This is a genomic window from Anabaena sp. UHCC 0253 (assembly GCF_009712085.1).
Classification (GTDB): domain Bacteria; phylum Cyanobacteriota; class Cyanobacteriia; order Cyanobacteriales; family Nostocaceae; genus Dolichospermum.
Genome location: NZ_VILD01000001.1, coordinates 832,490 through 855,114, shown reverse-complemented (window position 1 = coordinate 855,114; position 22,625 = coordinate 832,490). Strand labels below are relative to the sequence as shown.

10 protein-coding genes are annotated in these 22,625 nt (G+C 39.8%); 8 read left to right on the top strand and 2 right to left on the bottom strand.

Going from position 1 to position 22,625, the window contains the following annotated elements; translation table 11 throughout:
• From FJR38_RS03775 to FJR38_RS03745, 6 genes are all read left to right on the top strand, one after another.
• Positions 1-2,678: CHAT domain-containing protein (locus tag FJR38_RS03775; RefSeq protein ID WP_254449334.1), on the top strand; the 2,678-nt coding region annotated here is incomplete at its 5' end.
• Between the two features lie 304 nt (positions 2,679-2,982).
• Positions 2,983-6,129, top strand: a complete 3,147-nt coding sequence (locus FJR38_RS03770; RefSeq protein WP_168496060.1) for a TIR domain-containing protein — start codon at positions 2,983-2,985, stop codon at positions 6,127-6,129.
• A 32-nt stretch (positions 6,130-6,161) separates the two neighbouring features.
• Complete coding sequence (locus tag FJR38_RS03765; protein ID WP_168535481.1) at positions 6,162-6,929, top strand: DUF928 domain-containing protein; 768 nt, start codon at positions 6,162-6,164, stop codon at positions 6,927-6,929.
• A 364-nt stretch (positions 6,930-7,293) separates the two neighbouring features.
• Entirely contained in the window at positions 7,294-8,700 is a 1,407-nt protein-coding gene (locus FJR38_RS28095) for a DUF4231 domain-containing protein (RefSeq protein ID WP_254449333.1), read from the top strand.
• 119 nt (positions 8,701-8,819) lie between these two features.
• Positions 8,820-9,155: a hypothetical protein gene (locus FJR38_RS03750; protein WP_168535479.1), complete on the top strand. Its 336-nt coding sequence runs from the start codon at positions 8,820-8,822 to the stop codon at positions 9,153-9,155.
• A 141-nt stretch (positions 9,156-9,296) separates the two neighbouring features.
• Complete coding sequence (locus tag FJR38_RS03745; protein WP_168535477.1) at positions 9,297-9,542, top strand: hypothetical protein; 246 nt, start codon at positions 9,297-9,299, stop codon at positions 9,540-9,542.
• Positions 9,543-9,821: 279 nt separating this feature from the next.
• On the opposite strand, the gene FJR38_RS03740 is transcribed toward FJR38_RS03745, so the two are convergent.
• A complete protein-coding gene (locus tag FJR38_RS03740; protein ID WP_168535475.1) occupies positions 9,822-11,489 on the bottom strand; it encodes an IS1634 family transposase in 1,668 nt (555 codons plus the stop codon).
• A 128-nt stretch (positions 11,490-11,617) separates the two neighbouring features.
• Between FJR38_RS03740 and FJR38_RS03735 the strand changes: the two genes are divergently transcribed.
• Positions 11,618-12,751 (top strand): hypothetical protein, encoded by a 1,134-nt coding sequence (locus FJR38_RS03735; protein WP_168535473.1) that lies wholly within the window; start codon positions 11,618-11,620, stop codon positions 12,749-12,751.
• A 216-nt stretch (positions 12,752-12,967) separates the two neighbouring features.
• Here the strand turns inward: FJR38_RS03735 and FJR38_RS03730 are convergent, their stop codons facing one another.
• Positions 12,968-14,977 carry a family 10 glycosylhydrolase gene (locus FJR38_RS03730; RefSeq protein WP_168535471.1) on the bottom strand — a complete coding sequence of 670 codons (2,010 nt, stop codon included), beginning with the start codon at positions 14,975-14,977 and terminating at the stop codon, positions 12,968-12,970.
• 201 nt (positions 14,978-15,178) lie between these two features.
• Between FJR38_RS03730 and FJR38_RS03725 the strand changes: the two genes are divergently transcribed.
• Positions 15,179-22,612 (top strand): non-ribosomal peptide synthetase, encoded by a 7,434-nt coding sequence (locus FJR38_RS03725; protein WP_168535469.1) that lies wholly within the window; start codon positions 15,179-15,181, stop codon positions 22,610-22,612.
• The last annotated feature ends 13 nt before the right edge of the window (positions 22,613-22,625 follow it).

Sequence of the window (22,625 nt, the reverse complement as noted above, 5' to 3'; positions counted from 1 at the left end):
GGTATGGAGTTTTGGCTTGTCTGACAACTTTACTATGTATATTAGTTTCGCCTGTGGTGGCTAGTAATGTGGACACTCAAGGTTTGACTACATCGGTGGTTGCTTCTGACTTTTCACGGGATCTAGAAAACCTCTCTCCTCGTAGGAGAGAGGCCTTGACTACTCCCCTTTCCCTTGTAGGGAAGGGGGCTGGGGGGTTAGGTGATCCATCTCCACAGCAAGCAGCTAAAAATCTCTATATGAATGGGCGATTTACACAAGCAGTCAAGTTATTACAGCAAGCCTATCAGACCAAGAGCGATCCAGTAGAAAAGGCGGTGATTCTGAGTAATTTGGCTCTCAACTTCCACCAATTAGGTCGTATTGATGAAGCAACTAGGGCAATTGAGGATGCGATCGCTATCTTACAAAAGATACCCAATTCACCGCAACACCTGCCAGTTTGGGCGCAAGTTTGGGATGTCAAAGGTAATCTGGAACTAGCCAAGGGTAAAGCCGATGTCGCTTTGTCATCTTGGGAAACAGCCGCCTCACTCTACCAACAATTAAAAGATAGCAATAGAGCTACCCTCGCTCAAATTAACCAAGCACAAGCATTGCAGAGTTTAGGACTCTATCGCCGAGAAATTTCTTTACTCCAGAATTTAACAACGGATCTACAAAAACAACCAGACACCCTCGCTAAAGCGGCTAGTTTTCGCAACTTGGGTGAAGCGTTGGCGCTGGCTGGTGATGTTCAGGAAGCAGAAAAACATTTACAAACCAGTCTGGAAATTGCCCAAAAACTGCAATCACCTGAAGCAATTGCTAAAGCTTACCTGAGTTTGGGGAATCTTGCTTATATTCCCGGTAGCAGCACAAAACAAAAAAATACTGCTCTGGATCATTACGCAAAAGCAGCCGTTTCATCAACTACTGCGACTAGCAAAATCCCTGCCCAACTTAACCGTTTACGCCTATTAATTGAGTTGGAACAATGGCCAGCAGCTAAAGCATTGTATCCCGAAATTCAAAGTCAAATTGCTGAGTTGCCCCTGGGACGTTCTGCTATTTACGCTCAAGTAAATTTGGCGCAACGCCTTTTAGAAATGAGGCAAAAATTCCCTGAACCCAACCCAGAAACAATTGGTAAAATTTTAGCTGTGGCACTTCAGCAGGCGCAACAATTGCAAGATGTACGCTCAGAGTCTTTTGTATTAGGTAATCTGGGACATCTATATGAATTATCTCAACAATGGTCTATAGCCCAGGATTTAACCAGACAAGCACTAAATTTATCACAGTCTATTCAAGCACCAGATATTGCCTATCGTTGGCATTGGCAAATGGGACGTATTCTCTGTCAAGGTAAACCCAGTTGTGAGCAACCGGGAGATATTACAGAAGCGATCGCTGCCTATCAACAAGCATTTAATACTCTACAAAATATCCGTGGCGATTTGATTGCTACGAATAAAAATGTGCAGTTTTCTTTTCGGGAAACGGTAGAACCTGTATATCGGCGTTTAGTAGATTTATTACTGCAATCATCAACACCAAGTCAAGTAAATCTGATCCAGGCTCGCAATGTTATTGAAGCACTGCAAGTAGTGAAATTACAAAACTATTTACAACAAGCTTGTGAAGATACAAAATTAGCACTCGACAAGGTGATTGATTCTCAAGACCAAACATCGGCTGTTATCTATGCAATCATTTTAGATGACCGTTTAGAAGTTATCCTCAAGCGGCCTAATAAAGAACTTAGTCATTATGCTACCTCACCTCAAGAGAAAATTGAGGAAGTTCTCAGCCGACTATATGAAAATCTGCAAGAAGTGGGTAGTTATCCAGAAGTACAACAGGATGGTCAACAAGTATATAAATGGCTGATTCAACCAATAGAAAAAGAGCTAAAGGAAAGCAAAATCAAGAATTTGATTTTTGTCTTGGATGGTCAGTTTAAAAAAATTCCTATGGCTAGTCTTTATGATGGTCAGCAGTATCTAGTAGAAAAATATTCTGTCTCCTTAGCTTTAGGGTTACAAGTGCGTGAACCAAAACCTTTAAACAGAGAAACTATGAAAGTTTTGGCTGCTAGTTTAACTAAACCACCAGATAATCAAGAATTTTCTGGTTTTTCTCCTTTAGCAAATGTTTCAGTCGAAGTGGAGGAAATCAAGAAGACGGGATTAGCCGTGAATTGGATTGCTGACGAAAAATTTACCACAAAAAACTTTAACCAAAAGCTAAATAGTTCTAATTTTGAAATAGTACACTTAGCAACTCACGGTCTATTTGGTGCAGGCCGAGAAAATACTTTTGTGGTGACGGCCGATGGGAAGTTGAAGATAGATGATTTTGATCAATTGTTTACTACCCAAAGCGAAAACCGCACTCATAAAATTGAGTTACTGCTTCTGAGTGCTTGTCAGACAGCTACAGGTAATGACCAAGAAGTGATGGGCATTGCTGGAACTATTGTCCAAGCTGGGGCTAGTAGTGCGATCGCCAGTTTGTGGGATCTAGACGATGAAGCCAGCGTTCCCTTCATTAAAGAATTTTATCAACATTTAGGAAAACCCAACATCAGCCGAGCCGAAGCCCTGCGTTTAGCACAGCAATCTTTACTCAAAAACCCCAGATATGACCACCCTCGTTATTGGGCCCCTTATGTTTTAGTGGGTAGTTGGCTTTGATGTCAATCTTCAAATATAGGATTCCGGTTTTGTTTTTGAAATTGCTTGTGGAGACAGGCAATAGGCAATAGGCAATAGGGTTTTAAGAGATTTAAGTGTACGGGGTTTTTTCAATGAGCAAATAGAAATCCTATATTAAATATAGTGTATTAAATTGGTGTTGTTAACGAATAGATAAAATGGTAAATTTTACTTAATCAATTAATATCCTCACTACTCTGTCTACGGCTATATCACTGAGACGTAAGTGATATAAGTAATCGTTCAAAAAACTATGTATGAAAACGAGTATTAATCCTCTAATATGAATAGCTTTAACAATTCCTTTATTTCTTATGGGAGAGCAGATAGCAAAACCTTTGCCACTAAGCTGTATCAGCGACTTGTAGAAGCCGGTTTGGAAATTTGGTTCGACCAAAATGATATCCCTTTAGGTGTTGACTTTCAAAATCAAATAGATGATGGCATTGAGAAAGCTGACAATTTTCTGTTTATCATTGCGCCCCACTCAATTAACTCCCCCTATTGTGGTAAAGAAATAGACCTAGCAATCCGCCGTAATAAACGCATTATTCCCTTGCTACACGTAGAACAAATTACTCAGGAAATTTGGCAGGAACGCTATCCTGGACGTGACGCTAGTGCGTGGGAAGAATATAAAGCCAAGGGTCTACACTCCAGTTTCCCCAATATGCACCCAGCTATTGGCAAAATTAACTGGGTATATTTCCGTGAAGGTATAGATGACTTTGAAAAATCCTTTGCGGGACTGCTAGAGCTATGTTCTCGCCATCAAGATTATGTGCATCAACACACATACTTTTTAGCCAAAGCCTTGGAGTGGGAGCGACAGCAAAAAAACTCACAATACCTGTTAATTGGTGACGAGCGGGTACAGGCTGAAAACTGGTTAAAAATCCGGTTTAAACATGAGCAACCACCATGTCAACCAACGGATTTACACTGTGCCTTTATTTGTCAAAGTACCAAGAATGCTAACAACCTGATGACTCAGGTGTTCCTCTCTTACTCAGAAAAAGAGAGGGAAGTTATGGAAAAAATTGCCAATATCTTGATGCGAGAAAGCTTCACGGTTTGGACAAACAAAACAGATATTCAGTCTGGCGCGGATTTTATCGAGTCAATTTATCGCGGTATTGAGGAAGCGGACAATGTTGTGTTTCTGATGTCGCCAGCCTCTTTGCAATCAGAATATTGTCAAATGGAACTGTCTTATGCTTGCTCGCAGAAAAAACGGATCATTCCTCTGTTAATTGAACAAGTGGAGGTAGAGCAGATTCCTGTTGAACTACGTACCCTACAGTTCATCGACTTGACAGAGCAACAACAACAGGAAAAAGATGCCAATATTGACAAGCTAATCAATGTGCTGACTCAAGATGCGGCTTACTACGAACAGCATAAAATCTTATTAATAAAAGCTCTGAAGTGGGAAAGACAAAAACGCAATTCTAGTATTCTGTTGCGGGGTTATAATCTGAGGCAGGCGGAGGCTTGGTTAAAGATAGCTCAACAAAAAACCCAACATCAGCCGATACCTCTGCAAGTAGAGTTCATCACCGAAAGTCTCAATCAACCGCCTCTGGTAGCGTTAGATGTATTTATTTCTTACTCTCGCGCTGATTCTGATTTTGCCCGCAAGCTTAACGATACATTACAAATTCAAAACAAGACTACTTGGTTTGACCAGGAAAGTATTGCCTCTGGTACTGACTTTGAGCAAGAGATTTATAAAGGGATAGAAAGCACTAACAACTTCCTATTTATTATTTCGCCAGACTCTATCAGTTCACCCGACTGCCAGGTTGAGGTAGAGTATGCGGCAAAGTTGAATAAGCGGATTGTGACTGTTTTGTATCGGGAAGTTAATTTTGGGGATCTTTCTCCAGAATTAGCAAAGGTGAAGTGGATTGATTTTTGTCAGCATGGAGGAGACTTTCTGACTAAATTTGGGGAATTAACCAGAACATTAGATGCAGATCCAGATTATGTGCGATCGCACACTCGGCTGTTCCTCAAAGCCAAAGAATGGGATGATACTAAACATGACGATAGTTTTTTGCTCCGGGGTAAAGATTTAGTCGCCTCTGAGGAATGGTTGAAGCAGTCTGATAACAAAGAACCAGTCCCCACCAATCTACAACTAGAATATCTTGCAGCCAGTCGCGCTCTCCCCTATCGCAAAATCAAGCTCCGCACTGTGCTGCTGACTAGCTTGGCTGTAACAACAGTTACGTTCATTGCCAGGTTTATCGGATTTACCCAACCTTTGGAACTCGCAGCTTATGACCAGATGATGCTGTTACGCCCTGATGAACCAAAGGACGAACGATTTTTAATGGTAGATGTTGATCCAGAAAGCCTGGAGAAGTTGAATGAAACTGGCAGATATCCCGGTGGTAGAGGTTCGATTCCTGATGCAGCTTTAGATGATTTACTCAAAAATCTGTCCCAGCATCAACCTAGTATAATTGGTCTAGATTTCATCCGTGATTTTTCGGCTGAGGGTGGTCTAAAACAACGTTTGCAGCAAACAAAAAACTTCATTGCAGTCTGCAAAAACAGTTATCAAAATAACTTGGGTGAAAACATTCTTGGCTTTAAACAACCACCAGAAATCCCTGTAGCGCAAGTTGGGTTTAGTGACTTGGTTGATGATGATGCTAAAGGTGGTCGTTATGTGCGCCGACAATACTTAATGCAAAAGCCAGACCCTAAATATTGTCAGACACCAGACGCTTTTAGTCTAGTAATTGCTCGTCGCTACCTAGAAGCCCAAGGTCAAGCTTTCACCTCTCCTTTAAATCCCCAAATCTCAAAATATGACCAGCCTATGAAGTTTGGCACAACAGAGATTCCTCAACTGCTGGGATTAGGAGGTGGCTACCAAGACATCAATAATCAGCTTCAAGGCTATCAAACGATGCTCAAATATCGTACTTTTGGCAGCGACCCCAGTAATTTTGCCCCTAGAGTCAATATTCTGGACGTTTTGGACAATAAAGTTTCTGCTGATCAAATTAGCAATCGGATTGTACTGATTGGCTTTACAGACAGGCAAAACAGACAAGCTGATTACTGGAGTACACCCTATGGTGACGTTGCTGGAGTAACCTTGCATGGGCAAATGATCAGTCAGATACTGAGTGCGACCTTAGATAATCGCTCGCTCATCTGGTGGTGGTCTCTTGGTTATGAAACAATTTGGATGTTTGGTTGGGCTTTGGTAGGTGGTTTTGTCTGCTGGCAATTTAACCGCACTCTCTATACAAGTATAGCTGTAATAAGCTTTGCTGGCTCCTTATACATTATATGTTCTGTAATTTTAATTACCCAAAGCGGTTGGATACCTTTTGTTCCAGCGTTTATGGTATTTTTATTAACAGGTACAATCGTATTGTACTTGACTAATAAACTTCGTAAAGGATAACTTTACACAGCAAATTAAGAGGTAACTGAAAAATGCGTTGTCAAAAATTATTGCCCTGGCGATCAATTGTTTTTATCTGCACGCTAACAACTGTCTTTTACTTTAATTTTTCGTTGCCCCTTTTTATTCAAAAAGCTCAAGCCCAGAATTTGTTTGAGCGAGTCAATCGGATGTTTTCTGGTTCGAGGAGTGAGGGTAATGCGTCTGGACGTTCACGGGGAGGGGCGACGCGATCGCAATGTTCTCAAATAGATAGCAACAACCTCATCGCTTTAGTTCCTAATAATCATGGTGGTTTAACTACTCAAGAGTACCCCCAGTTCTGGTTTTATTTACCCTTTGGTGGTGATTCCCAGTCGCCTCCAGCCAAATTTAGATTATTGGATGAGCAAAAAAAGTCTGTTTTGACAAAGCCATTGCTGTTCTCTTTACCAGAAAAAAAAGGCATTGTCAGCATTAGTTTACCCTCTACCGAAAAAGCATTATCAGTAGGTGAAAAATACTATTGGTACTTGAATATTACTTGTGTTAACCCTGAAGGACTTAATACCAATATCAGCGTTAATGGCTGGATTCAGCGAGTTGAAGCTAGTTCTGACATAGTAAATAATATACAAGAACCCGGAAATCAACCACAGTACATTCCTGATGCAGAACAGGATATTTGGTATGAAACCGTTAGTCAATTAGCTCACAACCGTGTCGTTTATCAGCAAGGATGGACTAATTTATTATCACTTTTTCAGCTTCAGGAATTCGCTAATTCCCCTGTTTATGAACTCCAACGACAAAAGGAGTAAATCAAATTATTTAAGAGGCTATTTATATTGTGGTCAAGGTGTGACTTGAATGAAAAAATGCTTAACGGGTAACAAGGCGGTTGAATATGAGATGTGGCAATAATTTGAGAAAATAAGAAGGTGCGTTTGCCCTGATATCATGACTTTTGAAAGCAATAGCGCTAAGTAGGTAAACTACTATTCAAAAAGTGATATTTTTATGTAAGATGCCTTATGTGAGTTGAAAATATTGTTGTTTTATAAGGGTTTTCAGACTTCCCTAAAACGGTAATTCCAGAATCATCAACGGTATTACAAGGGTTGCACCATTTAATTCACATAAGCCGTGTAAGTATAGCTAGAAGCTTTTGAGAAATTTAAAACTATGGCTAAGAAAAACGACTATCGTCAATACCTTAAACAGAGCTTCTCTGGACTTATTGACCGGCTCGACTTGTCAGACTTGCGAAAAGACTTTCTGAAAAATCGCTGGCTCGACCAAGTAATGTGGCTGGAGGGACGAGCCACCAAAGAACGCAATGCTCATCACAATCTCAGAATGATTACCATCATTGGCGGGGTAATTGTCCCGGCACTAATTGGTTTTCAGAAGGGGAACCAGAAGTGGCAGGAAATTGCTGGCTGGTCGGCTTTCGGTTTAAGTCAAGTAGTAGCTGTTTCTGCTGCGGTTGAAGAGTTTTTTGGTCATGGTGAGAAGTACCGCAGCTATCGTAATACTGCCGAAGGCTTAAAAATTGAGGGGTGGCAATTTTTCCAAATGGCTGGACCCTATCGTCAATTTAAGACCCACTCCGATGCCTACACGATTTTTGCTGAACGCGTTGAACAGTATATTCAGCAAGACTTACAGGGCTTTATTTCCCAATTAACAGAACGACAAGAGGCAGGCAATAAGCAGACACAAGAAACAGCCACAAAGAATACTGAACTTGCCCTAGAAAATCTCAACGAGCAGTTGCAGTTACGGGCGCAGTATGAAGCCCAACTTAAGGAAGTAGAAGCCGAGAAGCAGCGCATCCAAACCGAAAGGCAGCAGTTGGAACAAGAGCGCTCTGCTATACAACAGAGCGATAAAGAAAAACCAGCGCTTCTGTCAGCCCAATTAGATAAGCAACCTGATTTAAGTCCTGTTGGTAATTTATGGCAAGAGGATGAAGAAGATCGTGACAGCACCAGCCTCAACGCTGATTCAGTAAAGTATCTCAGTGCTAACGAGATTTTGGCTAAGATTAAGAACAATCCTATCAGCAGGAACGGTACAGCAGCAACCCAGCCCACGGAAACGAAACAAGTCTCCACAAGTATACCTATGTGTGGAGTCGAGCTAATTAAAAAGTTTGAAGGTTGCTATCTTAATGCATACCCAGATCCTTTAAGTGGAGGGCTACCAATCACAATTGGCTGGGGTACGACTAGGAAACGTGACGGTAGTCCGTGGTACATGGGAGATAGTATTTCCCAACAACAAGCTGATGAGTTGTTGATTTATCAGTTGGAAACAAGCTACTTACCCGATTTAATGAAAATACCTTCCTGGGGCGAACTCAACCCTAACCAACAAGGGGCATTACTCAGCTTTGGCTACAACTTGGGGAGTAAATTTTACGGTGCCTCTAATTTTGAGTCTATGACTAGAGTCTTAAAGAATCGTGATTGGGCTAATATCCGCGAAACTTTCATCAAGTATCGCAATCCTGGATCAAATGTTGAGCAAGGACTGAGGAGACGAAGAGAAGCTGAAGCTGAACTATTTCTGAAACCCTACCCCTAATGGTCTAGCATTTAAATTTTGAGGGATTAATTTAGCTAAATACCAGTAAACACGCTTTGAAACACAATAAATTTGCTTCAGTAAACAAAAAATAAAGGCGATCGCCGCAGGACACAACTATGATTCGTAATAGCAAAAAGTATTCGATCAACGTAGACAAAATGGGACCAGATGTTGCGATTAGCATTTCTTTGGAAATAGAAATGAGTCCTGAACTAATCGATCTACTGTTGCGTGACTTAAGAAGCGATGCCAGAGACTTTAATGAAGCCCGCATTCTGACTGAAATAATCCGCGACCCGATAATGATCTACAGCCTCTGTCAACATATAGAACAGGTTAAAAATCAAGACATTAGATATCAAGAAATTCAGCATGAAGACACGAGCAATCAACAGCTAACAAATCCCAACTGGAGCTTGAACACAGCAAGCTATACTTCAAACGACTCATAGCTGGACTTTTTAAAAGCGGATGCAAGTGTTGCGTGTTCAAGCTTTTGGCAATTATTGAAAAGTAAAGCTCTAAGCCGCTTTTATGATCACAAAATTTTGCCGTTCCTTACTTATCTATGAACAGTTAGTAGATATCATAATATGGTTAATATTGTATCTATTGAAGAAAAATATACAGAACGATGGCAAAGCTGCAAGGTGCAATCAAATCTTTTGCCAGAGTTAGAAAAAATTGCTGAGAAGCTGTATTATGATCGCGGCTTTTACGAGAAAATCGAGTGGTACTATCCCAACTTACCTTGGTATTGGGCAGGAATATTACACGCTAAGGCGGATTTCCAGGATTCTGCACAATTCTTCGATCAAACCCACATTCCGCAGATGTAACTCAGATTATTGATATTTTTGAAAAATCCCAGCCAGGAAAATTTTATTTACCTAATTTTTCTGGTTGAGTTTAACTTTATCTACCAAAAAATAGAGAATATTACCGAAATTAATTTCGCTAGGTTTTAAAATAGATTCTCTCTCTCAATTAAAATAGTCATTTCGGCTTAAATAAACATGACAATTACAGCAAAAAATATTTTCACTCTTTGCTAAAAATTTCTATTTACTAATTTTATCGATCACTATCTACATCTTTTTTGGTCTAATAAACTCTCATCAAATAATTAGATAATATTTACTACAACTCCTTCCTAAATACCTGACAATCTTTTCACGTTCCTCCGTTAAATTGCTCATTTGTTTTTGTCCATTTATGATTACCAAATGTACAGCCTGAAACATCTGAAATACCCACCTCATTGTCGGTTTATTTGTGATTTTATTGACTTGATTTCTAATCCCATCATCAAATTTAGCTAATTCTTGCCTTAATTTTCTTTGTGCAAGATTATAGACTAACAAGCACAATCCCATTATCATTGCTATTGATTCTACTCTTTCAGGAGTTTTTACAAATACGCTTGATGTAAAAAACAACGGGTCTTTTAAAAATCTAAATCCTCTCTCGTTAGATTGTTGGGCTTTATATTCCTCTAATACTTGCTCATCACTCAATTCATTTTTATCTAAGATATTCGTTGCTAATATAAATCTCCCCGCTTTAATTTTTTCAGCTTCTATCACCTCTTTTCTTGTTTCTATTTGACCTTTCACTTGATATTTTATTTGACTTGGCTCTGTCAATTTACTTGGTCTACCTGCTGTTTTATATTCTGGTTTTTCTAGATATTCAATTTCTTTTATTTGGTGATATTTCCAGGATTTTGATAGCTTTTCTATTGCTATTTTAGCATCTGCTTGACAAGCAAATTCTTGTCTAGATAGTTTATTCAGTAAGGCTTTTACCTTTGATTCCTGTTTTTTAACTTGTTTTTCTACCTGTTGGATACTTGATTTTTTTCTTAATTCACTTTCGACGATTATCCATCTTTGTTTTATGTCTGCATATTCTGATTCTTTAGCTGCTATTTTATAGCCTGATATTTGACTATCTTTCCATTCTGATTCTTTTATATCTACGATTTTATTTTTTGCTTCTTTGATACTTAATGGTACTCTTGTTATCCATTTCAATTCTCCCATTGCTGCTAAGTTTTCTGCTGTATATAAGGCACTATCTGCTACACTTATGCCTTCAAATGTCCATTGCTTTTTAAATTCTTTTAATCTTTCTACAAATACACTTTTATCATCTACGTTTCCTGAGTCTACTTTTAAATATAATGGGATATCTCCATCTCCTGTTACTATCATGTCTATGATAAATTGTTTGAGGTCTGGTCTTTTATCTCTTGAGTATCCATGAACTATTTCTATTGCTTTCATCTCTGGTTCTATTTCTATTTTATTCTCTCCTGTTTCTTGCTTGGTTTCTTCTATTTCTTCTATTTCTTTTTTGTACTCTCCTTCTACACTCATAGACGTCCCATCTAAATGAATACTATCCATTTCTACTTGGAATTTATGGGCTGCTTTTATCGCTACTGCTGTAAATATTTTTGTTGTTCCTACTTGATGATACTTGTCTAGTTCTCTTCCTAGTTTGTCATCATTTAAATGTGATGCTAATACTCCTTCTCCTATTAAATGTTCTGTTGATTTTCCTACGAAAAATTCTCCAAATAGATATAATGGGGCGCTTAAAAAGCCTAATCCATTTAAAATCATTGCTTTTATTACTTGTCCTGGTGTTAGGGTTTCTTTTATTTTTATTCCCACTATTTTATTCACTTCTTCTACCAATTCCATTTCGTCTATTATTCCTGCTACTATTCCCAAATGGTCTATATTTAGGATTTTCATGCCAACTTGAGACTCTTTCATGGTTTTTCCCATCTCTATTTGATTTGATTATTTTAACAAATAAAAGCCTGAAATCTTTGCTAGGCAATCTTTTCAGGCTTTTATTTATGAAAATTTTTAATTCCTAAATTTGCTTTAGTATCTGCGGAATGTGGGATCAAATCACGCACAAGTTGAGGAAGATTCAGGGCGAACAGATACCAACAAGGCTCTCATCTCGCTTACTTGCCTTCGATGCGTGCAACGACTTCCAGGGCAAAGATAGCCAGGGAATTACGCCGTTTGTTTGGGCTGGGACTAATCACACCAAGACTATTGATTCGGCTGCTGGTTGTGGGGCAATTTTGTACTTTCTGCAAGCGATAGGACTCAAAGATGACCAGACCGAACAGGGGCTATTTAATCTCACAGTGACTTCTGACACAGTGTTTAAAAGCTGCTCATTGCCCTCCAACAAGCTCGATACATCAGAAAAAGCTACTGTCCAAGCGGGGAGAAAGTTAGAAATTACCCAGGTGGCGATCGCAGACGCTCACCATGTCCGAGTTATGCTTAAGGCTCCAGTTCAGGATCGGCGCACTTGGTTTATCTATGGTGGGCATATCCAGATTGACGGTTGCAAAATCGCCGCTGTTGGGACTAAGCCTAAAACTCTAGAAGAGAAAATCGTTGCCTATTGCCAGAAGAAAGGCTACAAAATTGACAAAGAACCAGGATACAAGAATATTATCTACATCGAAGGCATGAATCCGGACGGAACGCTCAATAACAACGCCCTCAATGTCTGGAACGACCTCCGCATCGTAATTGAGTTTAAAGACGGTAAGCCTAAAATGATTGGCTGTTGGGAAGCCACAACCAACCCAGGTAAATACTACACGTACAATCCTATGAACCCCAAAGGTGCGGCAATCATCGCCTTCGGGCAATACAAAGCATGGCAGGTAGGAATTCACACACCAGGTGGTGGACATGAAGCTCTTGTGCAAACAGGTGGTTCAGTAACAGTCCATCGTGATGCAAATCGGTCAGGAACCCGCGATGCAGGTGACACTATTGACTCAGGTATGTTTGGCATTAACCAACATTGGGGAGGTGATAACCCTAAGTCCGACGTAGGCAGATGGAGTGCTGGCTGTCAAGTAGGTAGGACTAGACAGGGACATCGTGATTTCATGGCGATCATTAAATCAGACCCACGCTACCAAGCTAAACGTAGTTTTATCTTCACTAGTACCATTATTGACGGCAAAGACCTCCTAGCACAGTTCCCTGCAAGTTGATGTTCTCCTAATGACCAGAACTATATCTTGCGATCGCTCCTGTGTAAGGGTACAGTGACCCCCACCAAGCGAGTGAAATTAGGTTTTTATTTTTGCATATTTCGGTTTTCATGTATATGCTTTGTGTCAAAAAGTTTATATTTGTGTGTCTGTGTCTTTTGGAATGTTCTCTGAAAATCTCAATAAAGAAGCTTAATGTCAACGTTTCTACTATGATTAACTCACAGTGATCTTCATACCTTCGCTTTCATTGCCTAACCTGTCCACAGCACATACAGCATAAGTTCCTGGTGGGACTGTGGCAAAGGTAGTACCAGCGGATAAAATACGTTGAATGATCCAATTATTATTACTTTGTAAATACAGAGTCCAAGAACGCACAGGTTGATCATTTCCTGGTTGCCAGTTTAATTTACCATCAATAAATTTGAGGTTTTTGGGAGGGGGTGGCGTTGTCGGACTTTGCCATGACATAGTGGGAACTAGCGCCGGTGTGGAATAATCGGTTTTCAATTGGTCATTGATGCTTTGACGATTTTCTTTGATGCTACTCATACTGAAAAAGATATTACCCAAGGAAAGATTACCCGCCAAATTGCGAGAAATCTGAATTTGCTTGGCAATTTCGCTATTTTTCCAGTTTTTGCCATCTAGTTGTCCCAGATTGTTACCTGTATAAACATGACGCTGTTTGGTATTAACTTGAGTCCACCATTTGAGGAGAACTTCATAACTTTGTTTGGTTTGGTCGGTACGCCAATAGAGTTGAGGAGCAATATAATCTATCCATCCTTGTTGTAACCATTTTTTAGCATCAGCATAGAGGACATTATAGGCATCTAAACCAACAATACCAGCGGGTTCTCCAGGACGATAAATACCAAAGGGACTAATCCCAAATTTAACGTGAGGTTTGGTAGCTTTAATTCCTTGAGACAGCCGCAATACCATTTGATTGACGTTTTCTCGTCGCCAATCTTCTACACTTAGTTTACCCCCGCTGGCTGTGTAAGCTGCGTAGGTTTTTTGATCTGGGAAAGATTGACCGGATATGGGATAGGGGTAAAAATAATCATCTAGATGAATTGCATCTAAGTTATAACGACGGACAACATCAATAATGACATTGTAAGCTCGGTCTTGAACGATTTTTGCACCGGGGTCCATCCATTGTTGAGTACCCCATTGGTAAACAAGTTCTGGGTTAGTAAGGGCGATGTGGGGACGAACAGGAGAAACCCGACTATTAGCTCTAGCGCGGTAGGGATTGAACCAAGCGTGTAATTCAATATTGCGTTGATGACATTGGGCGATCGCAAACTCCAAAGGATCATAAAATGGTTCTGGTGCTTTTCCCTGAGTTCCTGTAATCCAAGCACTCCAAGGTTCTAACTCAGAAGCATATAAAGCATCACCTTCTGGTCGTACCTGCAAAACTAAAGCATTGAAATTCAAAGATTGTAACTGTTTAATAATCGCCACCAATTCCGCTTTTTGCTGTTCAACAGTCAGTCCTGGTTTAGACGGCCAATCATTATTCCAGACAGATACAACCCAAGCCCCTCGGAACTCCCGACGATGACTGACTTTCACAGTATTAGCAACTGTAGGTAAAGGTGGCGGAACAACAATATAATTAGAAGGGATTTTTTCCGCCTTTCCCAAATATACTAAAGCTTGATAAACTATTGCCACCACATCAGCACGAGTAGCGGCTATTCTATAATTAAGTATTTTTACATGGGGATAATTGACCACCCAACCCACACTAGTCGCTAAAGCTATCTGATTAATCCCATAGTAGGGAATCAAAGCTCCATCTTGATATATATCTGCAAGTTTACTTACCAAGTCAACTTGACTAGAAATGATCGAACTCAAGCCATTGACCATGGCCACCAACACATCACCTCTAGCAATACCTTCATTTATCCCGAAACGCCTATTCGGATAACCTACCAAAAATCCAGTTTCATATACTTTTTTAATCGCATTTATCGCCCAATGTGTATCAGGAACATCCACGAAAGGAACATACTTGCGTTTGACTGGTTGAGAAAAAACTGCGGCGATAATGGCTGCAAACTCAGCGCGAGTCACAGGATTATCTGGGCGAAAAGTTCCATTTGGATACCCGTTGATGATTTGCCGTGCGGCTAAGGCTTCAATAAATGGTCGAGACCAATGACCTTGAATATCGGAAAATGTAGTAATATTAGATACCATAGTTAATTATCAGGCTACAGTTTTTATCTTACTTTACCAAGATTCATTAACAGTGATCTGATACAATCAATCGCTGATACAATCATTGGGGGAATCGTCAAAATCCCAGTCTCTCCCCCCTGCTCCCCTGCTTCTTTTGACCTGAATGCCAACTATTAATCTTTGATTGTTACACTTTCACAACCAATTCACTAAAGATATATGGTTACACAAACATCAGGATACGTATCTGAACGACGGGAAGCGATTCTTGAACAAATTCGCGCCCAAACCTCCATTTTACTTGGTTTTGACGATCCTTCCGAACTAGATATTAATAGTTCTTTACTAGAAATGGGTGCTGATTCTATCGCTATGATGGAAGCCGTCGCCAAAATTAAAAAAACTTATGGAATTCAGATTGCGATTCGGCAATTTTTTGAAGACCTCACAAATATAGATGCTTTAGCTACTTATATAGATCAGAATCTGCCACCAGAAGTAGATGGGTTAAATTCTTTACAGCCTGAATCTGAAGTAGCACCTGTACCCCAGACAAACGGAGTCACTTATCAGCCCCGGTATGAAATACCACCGCAACCCCCCGTACCCCAGACAAACGGAGTCACTTATCAGCCCCGGTATGAAATACCACTACAACCCCCCGTACCCCAGACAAACGGAGTCACTTATCAGCCTCGGTACGAAATACCACCGCAGCCTACAAATGGTAATACTCATGTAACACCAGAAAATTATGACACAGCCGCTGATACAGTTTTAGAAAAGGTGATGCGGCAACAACTGCAAGTCATGTCCCAGCAATTAGAATTGTTTAGAGGTTATGAAGTACCCACTGAGCAAAATAACGGTTCAGCTTATATAAATAATCATGTTACACCCGCACCCATCCCCCAACCCGCACCTATTGTCCCACCAGCGCCTCCTGTAGTTGTCCCTAAGCGGGTACAAAGTAAACAGTCAATCACCTCACCGGCTGAACTGAGAAGACCTAAAATAGGGGGACTAACAGAACAGCAAAAACGTCATATTGAAGAATTGACCCAACGGTACAATCAACGCACTCCAACTTCTAAAAAATTAGCGCAAAAATATCGCCCCATTTTAGCTGATAGTCGCGCTTCCGTTGGTTTTCGTCCTTCCATCAAAGAAATGTTATATCCCATAGTTGCCCAGCGTTCTCAGGGGGCGAGAGTATGGGATATAGATGGTAATGAGTACGTTGATTTAACAATGGGACAGGGTGTACTCCTATTTGGACATCAACCAGACTTCATTATGGAAGCTATCCAAGAGCAAATGAAGTTAGGTATCCAGTTACACCCTAGACATCATTTAGTAGGAGAAGTTGCCCAACTGGTACAGGATCTCACAGGTGTGGAAAGAGTATGCTTCTCCAACTCAGGTACAGAAGCAGTTGTCACCTCTTTACGGTTAGCTAGAGCAGCCAGTGGACGGACTAAAATTGCCTTATTTGAAGGTTCTTATCACGGACATGGCGACTCCACACTGGTAAAAAGAGAGATCATTGATGGTGTTCCTACTACGGTCACTATTGCGCCTGGTGTCCCGGCTAGTATTGCTGAGGATATGGTTGTACTGGACTATGATTCTCCAGAAAGTCTGGACTATATTGAAGCTCATGCACATGAACTAGCAGCGGTATTAGTTGAACCTATTCAAAGCAATAAACTATCCTTGCAGCCGAAAGAGTTTTTAATCAAACTCAGACAAGTTACGGAAAAAGTCGGAGTAATCCTCATTTTTGATGAAATCACGACCGGTTTTCGTTTTCACCCCGGTGGCGCTCAAGCTTGGCTAGGTATTCAAGCTGATATTGTCAATTATGGTAAAGTCATTGGCGGGGGAATGCCCATTGGGATTATTGCAGGTAAAGCTAAATACCTGGATTATGTTGATGGTGGAATGTGGAATTATGGTGATAAGTCTTTTCCAGAAGTAGAAAGAACCTTTTTTGGAGGGACATTTTGTATGCACCCTCTAGCTATGGTGGCGACTAAGGCTGTGTTACAACGTCTTAAAGATGAAGGTCCTGCACTCCAAGAAAAACTCAATCAGAAAACAGCCTATTTAGCTGCAACTCTGAACAATTACTTTTTAGAAAATGATATTCCCATTGAAGTAGAATATTTCAGTTCTATTTTCCGGTTTTCCTTTACCAGCAACTTAGATCCTTTCTTTTATCATTTAGTGAATAAAGGCGTTTATGTCTGGGAATGGCGGAAATATTTCCTCTCTTTTGCTCACACAGATGCGGATATTGAATATATAATTCAAGCCGTTAAAGATACCATTCAAGAGATGAGAGCAGGTGGTTTTTTTTTAACATCAACTCCTAACTTGTTAACGACAAAAACACCTGTTGTTGAAATTGAAAAAAATAACCAGCAGCAGGGATTTTGGTCAAGACACAGTGCTACATCTTCACAGGATTCTGGGAGTAAGTTAAGTTATATTCCTAGCAAGTCCCAAAAACTAAAATTCAGTTTATTTTACTTCGGTAACTATAATTCTGAATTTAATCTTGATAAATATAACTTGCTATTTTCAGGAGCGAAATTTGCTGATGAAAATGGGTTTGCTGCGGTTTGGTTGCCAGAAAGACATTTTCACGACTTTGGCGGATTTTCTCCCAACCCCTCCATTCTCAGTGCCGCTTTAGCCAGAGAAACCAAGCATATTCAATTGCGGGCTGGTAGTGTAGTATTACCTCTGCATCATCCTATCCGGGTGGCGGAGGAATGGTCAGTGATAGACAATCTTTCTCACGGAAGAGTAGGGATTGCTTTTGCTTCCGGTTGGCACGAAAATGATTTTGTATTTGCACCAGAATCATTTGGAAAACATCGGGAATTGATGTTCCAAAACATTGATAAAGTTAAACAACTTTGGCGCGGTGAAAAAATTCAAGTTACCAATGGTGTCGGTAAACAAGTGGAATTGGGGATTTTTCCCAAACCCATGCAGGCAGAATTACCAACTTGGATTACCATTGTCAATAATCCCAATACCTATATTCGAGCCGGAGCAATTGGGGCGGGGGTATTAACTAATTTAATGGGACAGAAGATAGAAGATTTGGCGAAAAATATCCAATTATATCGTCAGTCACTGTTAGAAAATGGTTATGATCCTGATGCTGGTCATGTGACGGTTTTATTACATACATTGGTAGGTGAAGATATAGATTTAGTCCGCGAACAAGGACGACAACCAATGTATAATTACATGACTTCCTCTATCGAACTTTTCAAAAGTATGATGGGGAATCAGAATTTATCAACTAATCTGGATGAATTGACAGATGATGATAGGTTGGTAATTTTGGAAACTGGTTATAAGCGGTATGTTGAAAATAGTGCTTTAATTGGGACTCCGGAATCATGTATTCCTATTATTGAGCGGTTGAGAGATATTGGTGTAGATGAAATTGCTTGTTTAATTGATTTTGGTGCAGATGAAAATATAGTTTTGACAAGTCTGCCATATATCAATACCATTAGAGAGCATTACGAAAATCTGACTGATAAAATCCCTTTAGCAGAAGCACAAAAGCAATTATGGTTTTTAGATAAGTTAGGAGAAAATAGCGCCCTGGCTTATCTTGATTCTTTATGTGCAGAGTTACGAGGGAAGTTAGATATTGAAGTGATCCAGCAGTCTTTACAAACTGTTGTGGATAGACATGAAGCTTTGAGAACGAGAATTGATGCGGAAGGAGAATTTCAGGAAATATTACCTTCTGTGACTGTGAATATAGAAGTAATTGATTTCTCAAATGTATCTGGTAGTGAACAAATATCTCAAGTTAAAGAATGGATAGAACAGCAGTTTCAAAAACGATTTGATTTAACGCAAGCGCCACTATTTCAAGTTTATATTCTCAAATTGGCGGAGGAAGTACACCAATTAATTACTAAGGTACATCACATTATTGCTGATGGTTGGTCAGTTTCCTTAATTCTCCAAGAGGTTTGTAAATTATATTCTGCTCATTGTCAAGGACAAACCTTGTCATGGGAGAAGCCGCAGCAATTTCGAGAATATATAGATTGGCAAAATCAACAAAGCAAAACTGAGGAAATGAAAGTTCATGAATCCTATTGGTTAGAACAATTTTCTCAATCTATTCCTGTGTTGAATTTACCCACAGATAAACCTCATCCTCCGATGATGAGTTATCGGGGAAATAGACAAAGTTTGAAAATAGATGCTCAATTAGGTAATGCTATTAAACAGGTGAGTAAACAGCAAGGTTGTACACTGTTTATGACTTTGCTGGCTACCTATAAAGTATTGCTGCACCGACTGACAGGGGAAGAGGAAATCGTCGTGGGTATTCCCACCGCTGGACGTTCTTTTGCTGGCAGTGACAGTATAGTTGGGTATTGTGTTCATCTCTTACCAATTAAAACAAATTTGCGTCCAGATGCTTCCTTTGGGGAATATTTGAAACATATTCGTGGGGTATTACTGGATGGTTATGAACATCAAGATTATCCCTTTGCTACTTTATTGAATAAGCTGGATTTAAATAGAGATTTCAGTCGTCCGGCTTTGGTATCAGCCGCATTTAACTTGGATTTACCATTGGGTCAACCGAGTATGTTCGGTGTGGAAATGAGCTTTATGTCTCCGCCGAAAATTCCGCTGGCTTATGATATTTATTTGACGATTACTGAGGCTGAAGGTGAACTATTTTTAGATTGTGGTTACAATTTAGATGTGTTCAATGACGAAACAATTCAACGCTGGCTAAATCATTTTCAAACATTGTTAACAGCAGTTGTAGAAAATCCTCAACAGCAATTAGGAAAAATACCGCTGTTGACAACAGCAGAACAATATCAACTGTTAGTAGAAAGGAATAATACTCAAGGTGATTATCCCTTAGATAAATGTTTGCATGAATTGTTTGCTGAACAGGTAAAACTTACCCCCAATGATATCGCTTTAGTCTTTGAAAATCAGCGATTAACTTATAGAGAGTTAGAGGAAAAAAGTAACCAACTAGCGCACTATTTACAAAGCTTAGGTGTGCAACCAGAAATGTTAGTGGGATTGTGTGTAGAGCGATCGCTCGAAATGATGATAGGGTTATTAGGAATCCTCAAAGCTGGTGCAGCATATCTACCCCTAGATCCTGGTTTTCCCGTTGAACGGGTGGCTTATATGTTAGCAGATGCTAATGTCACAGTCTTACTCACCCAGCAATTCTTACAGGAATTTTTACCTGCTACTACAGCTACCATTGTTTGTTTAGATACCGATTGGCAAGTAATAAGTAAGCAAAATCACGAACCCCTATTTACGTCAGTCAAACCCGATAATTTAGCCTATGTGATTTATACTTCCGGTTCAACTGGGCAACCCAAAGGCGTTACCATTACTCACAAATCCATCGTCAATTACGTATCTAGCATTATTGAACGGCTGCATATCGAACCAGGTAGCAACTTCGCCTTAGTGTCCACCATTAGCGCGGATTTGGGCAATACAGTCATTTTTCCGGCGTTGTGTACAGGTGGACAACTCCACGTTATGTCTTGGGATAAAGCCGCAGATAACAAGGCTTTCAGCCAATATATAGCCGAAAATGCGATCGATTATTTGAAAGTCGTCTTTTCCCATTTAATCGCTTTACAAAATCCTGCCCAACCTCAACAAGTTCTCCCCCGCAAAGGCTTGATTTTAGGAGGAGAAGCCACCCCCTTAGATTGGGTAGAAAAGATGTTAGCCTGTGAACCAGATTGTACAATTTACAATCACTATGGACCAACAGAAACTACGGTGGGTGTATTAACATATCAAGTTAATCCCAAACAACCTTTACCGACATCTGCAACTCTTCCCCTTGGTAGTCCAATTAATAATACCCAAGTTTATATATTGGATGTCAATTTGCAACCCGTTCCGGTGGGAGTTACTGGAGAAATTTACATTGGTGGAGTGGGAGTTAGTCGCGGTTATCTCAATCAACCGGAATTAACAAAAACGAAATTTATTCCCAATTTATATAGTCATAAAGCAGGAGAAAATCTCTACAAAACTGGAGATATAGCCCGTTATTTAGCAACAGGTGAAATCGAGTTTTTAGGTAGGGCTGATAATCAAGTAAAAGTCCGCGGTTTCCGAGTAGAGTTAACAGATATTGAGTCTGTTATATCTCAACATCCTGATGTCACAGAAACCACCGTTATCCTTTCAGAATCTAAACAATTACTTGCTTATATAGTGCCACAAAACCAACGCAGTCCCATAGCTGCGGGGATGAATCGCTATAAATTGCCTAATAATATGGCAGTGGCACACCTCAACAAAAATGAGACAGATTACATCTATCGGGAAATATTTGAACTGCAAGCATATCTCCGTCATGGGATTACTATTAATCCCGGAGATTGTGTTTTTGATGTTGGTTGTAATATCGGTTTATTCGGCTTATTTATCTCGCGCATTTGTCCCCAAATCAAAATTTACGCCTTTGAACCAAATCCCACAGTCTTTAAGATTGTCCAGGCTAATTTGTCACTTTATACAGTAGATGGAAAAGTCTTTAACTGCGGGATATCAGATCAAAATAAAACGGCTGAGTTTACCTTTTTCCCTGGATTTTCTCTACTTTCTGGTTTCTATGCAGACGCAGAAGTTGAAAAGGAAGTAGTCAAAAACTTCGTTAGTAATCAACAAGATGTAGCATCTCAAGATTTCCTTAACCAAGCTGATGAAATTCTCGAATCTCGCTTTCAAGCAGAAACATTCACAGCTAATTTAAGAACTCTTTCAGATATGATTGCTGAACAAGGAGTTGAAAAGATTGATTTACTAAAAATCAATGTTGAAAAAAGTGAATTTGATGTTCTTAAAGGTATTCAACCGCAAGATTGGGCAAAAATTCGCCAACTTGTAGTAGAAGTTGATGTCAAGGAAAACCTCGAACCCATTGTCACTTTATTAGAAACTCATGGGTATGATTTGGTGATTGACAAAGATGTGTTATTAACTAACACAGAACTTTGTTACATTTACGCTATTCGTCCTTCCGAAAAAGGCAGATTAATTAAACAGGAAAATCCAGCAGCCCATATTCAGCAATTACCAATGGTAGAAGAAACTCTCCTATCGGTAAATGAAATTAAGCAGTTTGTGAAAGACAAATTGCCAGAATATATGATGCCTAATGCTTTTGTGCTGTTAGAAAATCTGCCTTTGACACCTAATGGTAAAATTGACCGCAAAGCCCTACCAGCACCAGATCAAAGTCCTCTAATTGAGACAAAATATGTAGTTCCTCAAAACGAAACAGAGAAAACTATTACTGCAATTTGGCAAGAAGTTCTACAATTACCACGAGTAGGAACTTATGATAACTTCTTTGAACTGGGAGGGAATTCCTTACTGCTAATTCAAATCCATAGAAAATTGCAGGAACAATTAGCAATAGAAATGCCTGTCATTGATTTGTTTACCTATCCAACTGTTAAAGCTTTAAGTGCATATCTCTCTGGATTGTCTAACCCAGAAGAGGAAGCCGAAAAAGCCCAAATCCGTGCCGAAAGCCGCACTCAGGGGAAAGCAATGATGAAACAAAAACGTCAAATGCGCGGTAGGTAATTAGTTTTTGGTA